Here is a 6,555-nt window from a genome sequence, read left to right on the forward strand (position 1 = left end):
AACAGCACAGCTACGCAGTGAGAGGGGGGTCAGTTCTTCACTTCGCCCAGGGGAGCAAATCTCCACTTCGCTTGACACAAGAGCGTCAAGCGGCTCTTGAAGGCTTGCGACGCCGGTTTGTCAGAACCCCGCATACATATTTCTGACAAACGCCGGCAACTCCAATAGAGGCCCCAAGTGCTGGATCGGCGCCTGCGGGGCAGCAAGAGGGTCTGCCGATGAGGGACCGGGAGGCAAGATGACGGAGGGCGGCGGGCGGTCACGCTCGGTCCCGCCGCGCCTTGCGCGGCTCCTACGGGCGCGACCCTGCGGGCGCTCCGCGCCGCCAGCCGCTCGACGGCGCTTCCCGCCATGCAGCACCGGATAGACCCGGTGCGCAGGCTCCTTGCAGCCTCACATGGGGTGTTTCGTGTCAACGGATGTCAGATCGGCATCGGCTACCTCGCAAGATCAGTTCGGAGTCCAAGGCCTGAGCTCTTTCGCCGGACCTGGTCCCAAGACCAGATCAACCTCACATCCGGTCGCCGCGTTGTCGCAGCCAACCAATATCCCGCATTCGACGGGTGTTGAGCTCAGGTAGACGACGCCATTCTTCATTGCGGCGGGTTAGGCCATGGCTGCAATCGGCTCGTCTGCCTGGATCCGTCAGGACTGATCAGGTCCCGGGGATTGCCAAAATCGAGTCAGGCTGCCTGCATCACGGCCCCTTCAATGACAACGCCGCTGGTGACGTACTTCCAAAACGCAACCAGAAGTTTTCGCGCCAGGGCGACGATGGCGGTCTTGCGCATCCGGCCGCCGTTGCGCTCGACACGGTCCTTGAACCAGAGTGTAAGCGCCGAGCCCGGTTGATGGCGCGTCCACAGCCAGGCGACCTGTATCATCGTCGTGCGTAGCCGGGGATTGCCAGCCTTCGAGACGCCCTGTTCGTGATCGATCGATCCGCTTTTCCACGGCGTCGGCGCCAAGCCAGCATAAGCCGCGACCTGCCTCCGGTTGTCGAAGTGGCGGTACAGCGCTTCAGACCATAACAGGGTGGCGATCTGGGGGCCGATCCCCTTCAACCGGCCGAGCATCACGGCAGGAACTGTCGGGGTAGCCTCTTCCTGTTCGAGGAGCAGATCGCGATCTACCTCAACCGCCTTGAGCTGGGCGATGATCAGCTCGATGCGATCCAGCTCCCGGCTGATCTGCGCCTTCATACGTTCCGGAAGCGGACGGCCGTCGCCGGTCTGAAGGACTTCAAGCCGGGCGCGACGGTCGCGGAGAAGCGGGTTGTAGTTGAAGACGCCCTGCGTGCAGAGAAGTCCCTTGATCCGGTTGGTATGGCCGATCCGCTCGGTGAGGAGGGCCTTGCGCTCACGGCAGATGCGACGGCGGTCTTCCTGGTTTGGCGTCGGCACGCGGACCATTGAGCACACGCGCGGCTCGCCGCGCTTGTAGGCGAGCAGCGTTCGAACCAGCGTCTCGCCGTCGATGCGATCGGTCTTGGCTTGCCGCCGGCGGCGCGAGGTGAGAATCGAGGCTGCGTCAACGACATGGCTCTCCACACCTTCACTCTCAAGAACACGGTGGATCCAGAACCCGTCCAGCCCGGCCTCCTGTATGACGATAATCGGGAACGCACGCCCTGTCCGGGCAGTCGCTTTCTGCCTGAGAAGCGTGAGACGAGCCAGTAATGCGCCGGCGTCACCAGCCGGGATAGAATGCTTGGACAGCTTTTCTCCAACACCGGGCGACAGGGACGTGATCAGCCAAGTCGAGCGGCTGAGTTCAAGCGAGACAAAGAGGGCGCCTAGATCGGTACGGATGGCGCTCTGGTCGGGTCGATGATCATTCTGCATCAGTCAGCTCCAGTGGGGTTGAGTGGGCAAGAGCCGCACTCTGCCGGGAGCCGAGCGGAGCGCTAACCCGCCCCATGGGATCTTCATTCTGTTTGGCCGCCCTGACGGTCGGCGGGTGCGGATCTGTCTCTGCAAGTCGTCTCTTGGCTCGTGCAGGAGGGGAATTGGTTGCTCAGGTCATTGCAGTGTGCCGGGCGTGATGGACCGCCTCAAGGGACGACGAGGCCCCACCATTTTTTTGGCGGAAGAGCCAAAAAAATCGTGACCCCCATCGCCGCTGCGCGGTCGCGCCTTAGCGCGATCCCTTGACCCGCTCCATCACGCCCGCCCGCCGACATCGTCCTTCAAACACAGGAGACGACGATGTTCACGAAGACCTTCACGATCGAGCGCCACATCGAGGAGCTGCGCGCCGAACTGCGGACGACGACTGACGCCGAGGAGGCCCGCGAGATCCAGGCTGAGCTGGCGGCCATGCTGGACCTTACCGGCGATCTCGACCGGGTAAATGAGGCGATGATCTGAGGCGGCCAGCGAGAGCGGCCTATGTCGCTCTCGTCTCATTCGATCTCCGTGATCCGCAGGTGCGATGACGTTCGACGAGCAGTCTCTGTTGCGTGAGGTCTGAAGCGCGGTGAAGCAGGAGACGGTCGTGGAGGGGTGGGTGCGGTGGAATGCAAGATTAAGGTAGAGCGGCGGTGTGGACGCCCACCGCCTTGTCTGCACATAGGAATATCCGCCTCTAACCCCCAGGACGTTTGCGGCGGATCCGCCGCAATTTCTCGAACCGATTGCAAGCTGTCGACACGCGTCTTGGATGCGCGATGCTGAGGCCATGCAGCGTGACGAAAATGAATTCCAAATCCGGATCGGACGTTCAGCGCGCGACGCTCGTCCTGCACTGAAGCAGGTGCGCGCGGCTGCGCGACGTGCGCCACCATCCAAGCCGAAAAGCAGCGCACCTGCCGCACAGTCCCCAGTGCGCGCGCACTTCGCAAAGGGGTCGGCATCACGCGCGCGACCGGTCCGCGTTACTCAGCGCCGCGTCGTGGTGAAGGCCAGGTTCGTGGCCCATGTCGCAGGGCAGGCCAAGACGCTCCGAGCCCATGTCGCCTACCTCGGCCGGGAGGGTGCCGCGCGGCAGAACCAGCCTGAGGTCGGCGATCAGCGGGAGCCTTCGCGTAGCCAGGAGCGGTCATCTGAACAGCATATTGATGCAACGATCGGATACCTGTCGCGCGAGCGACAAGGCGGCGATGAGCGCTTCTACGACCAGTCCCGCAACTCGCTCGATGCGAGAGACGCAACGCAAGGCTGGCATGCGGACAAGCGTCACTTCCGCCTCATCATCAGCGCCGAGGATGGCACCGATCTCGGCGAACTCCGCCCGTTCATCCGTGAGACGATGGCGCGCCTCGAGCGCCATGTCGGAACCCGCCTCCAATGGCTGGCGGTGGACCACTGGGACACCGACAATCCGCACACCCATGTCCTCGTCCGGGGGATCCGCGCCGACGGGAAAGACCTGATCATCCCAGGCAAGGTGCTATCGGTCGCGATCCGAGAAGATGCGCAGGAGATCGCAACCCGGATCCTGGGGCCGAGGCCGGCGCTGGAGCTCCAGCGGATGCGCGACCGGGATATCGGGGCCCGCGCATTCACCCGGCTCGACCGGGAGCTCATCGCCCTCGACGGTCCGGGCGGCCTTGGCAGCTCATTCCGACACACCGACCTACCGCGCCGCCTCGACACGCTGTCAGGGTGGGGACTTGCCGCTGTCGGTCCGGATGGCAGCTGGCGCCTTGCCTCGGACCTGCCAGCCCAGCTCAGTCAGATGGCGGACAGCGACGAAGTCGCGCGCATCGTCGCCCGTCAGGGACGCGCCTTCACCGGCATGCCGGTTCTGGCTGCTGATGTGACCCGCCAGGAATCCGGACGGCTTGTCGGCCTATCGCATTCCGATGACGGGGCAGACAATCTTATCGCCATCATCGAGAATGGCCGCGGAGAGCTTCGCTATACCCGTTTCCGGGAACCCGGCGCGGCTGCGGTTCTGGAGGACACCCTAAAAGGCGCGCTGATTGCCTTCGAGCCCCAGGAGGCCCGCACCGGCCCGTCAGACGAGGCCGTGGCGCGCGTCGCCCGCCTCAATCGCGGCCTCTACTCGGCTGACATCCACGCCCGGATGGAAGCAAACGTCCCCGACGGTCTTGTCGCCGCCAACATCAGGCGGCTGGAGGCCATGCGCCGGGCAGGCCTGATCTCTCGGGGCAGGGACGGCATCTTCGACATCGCTCCTGACCATCTCGATCGTGTGCTGACCTATGAGCGCGCGCGTCTCGTCCGTGCCCCGATGGCCCCGCGTGTGCTTAGCTACATGCCGCTCGCCAACCAGATCGCCGCGGCCGGACCGACGCATCTCGACCGTGCCCTCGCGGGTCAGGAATCCTCACCTGATGGCGCCGGCCATCTGGCGCGGGAGTTTGAAGCCGCGCTTCGACAACGGCGTCTGTTCCTGATCGAGCAAGGCTGGATGGGGGCGGCGGACAAGATGCTGCCGCGACAGGCGCTTGAAGACATGAAAGCGCACGAGCTTCGAACGACAGCAAAGATCCTGTCCAGCGAGGTTGGCATGCCAGTGACGCTGGGCTCGGGAACCGTGTCGGGGGTCTACACCCGCCGCATCGACCTGGCGCAGGGAAGGGTGGCCCTCATCGTCGGGGATCAAACCTCGCAGCTCGTACCGTGGCGTCCGGCGCTGGAACGGTTTGCGGGTCAGAACGTGGTCGGCGTTCAACGCGGTCGATCGATCTCGTGGAGCCTCCAGCGCGGAAGAGGGCTCGGACTCGGAATCTGATGTGATGCGTGATCAAGACCTCGCTTGCAGGCGCATCGCCTCGTGCGGCGGTTCCGCCGCAAATACAACGATGGATTGTCTCCTGTGGAAAACGCACCGCGAGATGATTTTCTCAGAGGGTTCTCAACAGGGATCGACAATGCCGAGTGCCTCAATCCGTCCGCTGGACGATGAATGGTGGACCACCGCGATGGTCTGCTCCTACCTCAAGCTGAAGCGGCGCGCGTTGTGGGACATCCGTCGCGATCCGGCGAAGGCATTTCCAGCGGCTGTGAAACCCGGCGGCAAGGTCAACCTGTTCCGCGCCGAAGACGTGCGTGTGTGGGTCGCGAAACGTCGACCGTACCACCTGCCGCCGCCGCAGGCGACGGTCGCTCCGCCAGCAAAGCCGCAGATCGTCGCGAAGCCGCAGGTCAAGGCTCCTCCCATCATCATGGCGCCCGAGCCGGTTGTTAAGCCTGTTCAGCGGAAACGAGCTCCGGCTGCGGATGAGCGTCAGCTCGGGCTTTTCTAGTTCCACGGGTTTTCGCGGCACTCGGCTCCGCGAGAAGTTCGGACGCCCAGAGTTGCAGCGCAGCGCGCTTTTCCTCGATGTAGCGGTAGCGGTTGTAGACGCCTTTGACGCCGCCGATCCGGTGCCCAAGCACACGCTCAACCACGATCTCGTCGACGCCCAGACGCGCCATGTGGGTGGCAGCAGTGCGACGGAGGTCATGGATCGTCCAACGGTCGATCTTGCGGCCGAGACGAGCCTCGGCCCCTTCACGGATCCGCGCGAGCGCCGCTGGCGTCGCCGTCCAGACCGGTCTTTTTCCGCCATTCGAGGTGATCAGATACGGCCCTCGCGGCGGTTTCGGGATGCGTTCGACAATCTCCATCGCTTCGGGGATCAAGGGGATGATGGTGGGATCGCCGGTCTTGTAGGCCTCGCCAGGGATATCGAGACACGCATTGGCGCGATCCAGCCAGCCCACCTGCGCGTTGCCGATCTCCCGTAACCGGGCGCCCGTAAGCATCAGTAAGCAGATGAGCGAGCCGGACGGGTAGGGCTCCGTCTGGGCCGCCTTCCAGGCGGCGCGGGCTTCATCGAGGCTGAGAACGCGCTCCCGCGGCTTCGATTTGACCGGTGAGCGAACGCCGCTGACCGGGTTGAAGTCGACATGTTCCCGTTCCAGAGCCCAGTTGAAGAAGACCGAAAGCCATTTCCGGGTGTCCATCGTCGCGGTTGGCGTCGCGCGCTTCTTGAGGTCATCGAGCAGGGCGATGACATCCCGGCGCGTTACCTGCTTCGGGGCATAGTCGCCGAACCGCGGGTTCACGTAGTCCCGCATGATCCATTCGGCCTTGCCGGCGCTCTGAAGGCGGCCGCGGCAATGGTGTTCGAGGAAAGATTCGGACAGTTCGGCGATGGTCCCACGCCGCACGGTCGCGGCGCTCTCGAGCCGTTCGATCGGATTGATGCCGTTGTCGGCGTCGGCCAGCATGGTGGCGGCCTGGGCTCGCGCCTTGAGCAGGGAGATGGCCGGATATTCGCCGAGCGTGATCCGATAGAACTTGCGGCCGGCTAGCTTCTTGCCGCGTTCGGTGACGCCGCCGCGTCCCTTCACGGTGTAGCGGAGCGTCCAGGTCGGCCGGCCGCGTGGGCCCACGCGAAGCAGGAGCCCGGAGATCGTCCCGTCGTTCAGTTCAATTCGCTCCGCCGGTGGCGACGAATAGAGGGATTTCAGTTTTGCGTCCGTGAGCATTGGGGCACACCAGCTTGGCTAGGCGCCCTGCCGAAACCGACAGCAGAACGCGTTCAAGTCGCAGGTCTAGCTGGGTGGAATTGGGGCACACAATGGGGCTGCACCGACC

At 64.2% G+C, this 6,555-nt stretch carries 5 protein-coding genes; 3 read left to right on the plus strand and 2 right to left on the minus strand.

What is annotated here, in order from left to right:
• Positions 1 to 683: 683 nt before the first annotated feature.
• A complete protein-coding gene (locus tag KAY22_RS22605) occupies positions 684 to 1,844 on the minus strand; it encodes an IS110 family transposase (RefSeq protein WP_296625436.1) in 1,161 nt (386 codons plus the stop codon).
• A 363-nt stretch (positions 1,845 to 2,207) separates the two neighbouring features.
• On the opposite strand from KAY22_RS22605, the gene KAY22_RS22610 reads away from it, so the two are divergent.
• The 3 genes from KAY22_RS22610 to KAY22_RS22620 all read left to right on the plus strand — a co-directional run bounded on the left by KAY22_RS22610 (position 2,208) and on the right by KAY22_RS22620 (position 5,215).
• Complete coding sequence (locus tag KAY22_RS22610) at positions 2,208 to 2,369, plus strand: hypothetical protein (RefSeq protein ID WP_296625437.1); 162 nt, start codon at positions 2,208 to 2,210, stop codon at positions 2,367 to 2,369.
• A gap of 523 nt (positions 2,370 to 2,892) precedes the next feature.
• Entirely contained in the window at positions 2,893 to 4,701 is a 1,809-nt protein-coding gene (locus tag KAY22_RS22615; RefSeq protein WP_296625438.1) for a DUF3363 domain-containing protein, read from the plus strand.
• Between the two features lie 4 nt (positions 4,702 to 4,705).
• Positions 4,706 to 5,215: a hypothetical protein gene (locus KAY22_RS22620; RefSeq protein ID WP_296625440.1), complete on the plus strand. Its 510-nt coding sequence runs from the start codon at positions 4,706 to 4,708 to the stop codon at positions 5,213 to 5,215.
• Here KAY22_RS22620 and KAY22_RS22625 read toward each other — a convergent pair.
• Positions 5,154 to 6,446 carry a site-specific integrase gene (locus KAY22_RS22625; protein WP_296625441.1) on the minus strand — a complete coding sequence of 431 codons (1,293 nt, stop codon included), beginning with the start codon at positions 6,444 to 6,446 and terminating at the stop codon, positions 5,154 to 5,156. The two genes, KAY22_RS22620 and KAY22_RS22625, sit on opposite strands and share 62 nt — an antisense overlap.
• Between the last annotated feature and the right edge of the window lie 109 nt (positions 6,447 to 6,555).

The sequence above is a fragment of the Rhizorhabdus sp. genome, from assembly GCF_018006725.1.
Taxonomy (GTDB): domain Bacteria; phylum Pseudomonadota; class Alphaproteobacteria; order Sphingomonadales; family Sphingomonadaceae; genus Rhizorhabdus.

Excerpts from the sequence above, each read along its gene's own strand:
- KAY22_RS22625 (WP_296625441.1), bottom strand. The coding sequence starts at position 6,446 with ATGCTCACGGACGCAAAACTGAAATCCCTCTATTCGTCGCCACCGGCG.
- KAY22_RS22605 (WP_296625436.1), bottom strand. The coding sequence starts at position 1,844 with ATGCAGAATGATCATCGACCCGACCAGAGCGCCATCCGTACCGATCTA.
- KAY22_RS22620 (WP_296625440.1), top strand. The coding sequence starts at position 4,706 with ATGCGTGATCAAGACCTCGCTTGCAGGCGCATCGCCTCGTGCGGCGGT.
- KAY22_RS22610 (WP_296625437.1), top strand. The coding sequence starts at position 2,208 with ATGTTCACGAAGACCTTCACGATCGAGCGCCACATCGAGGAGCTGCGC.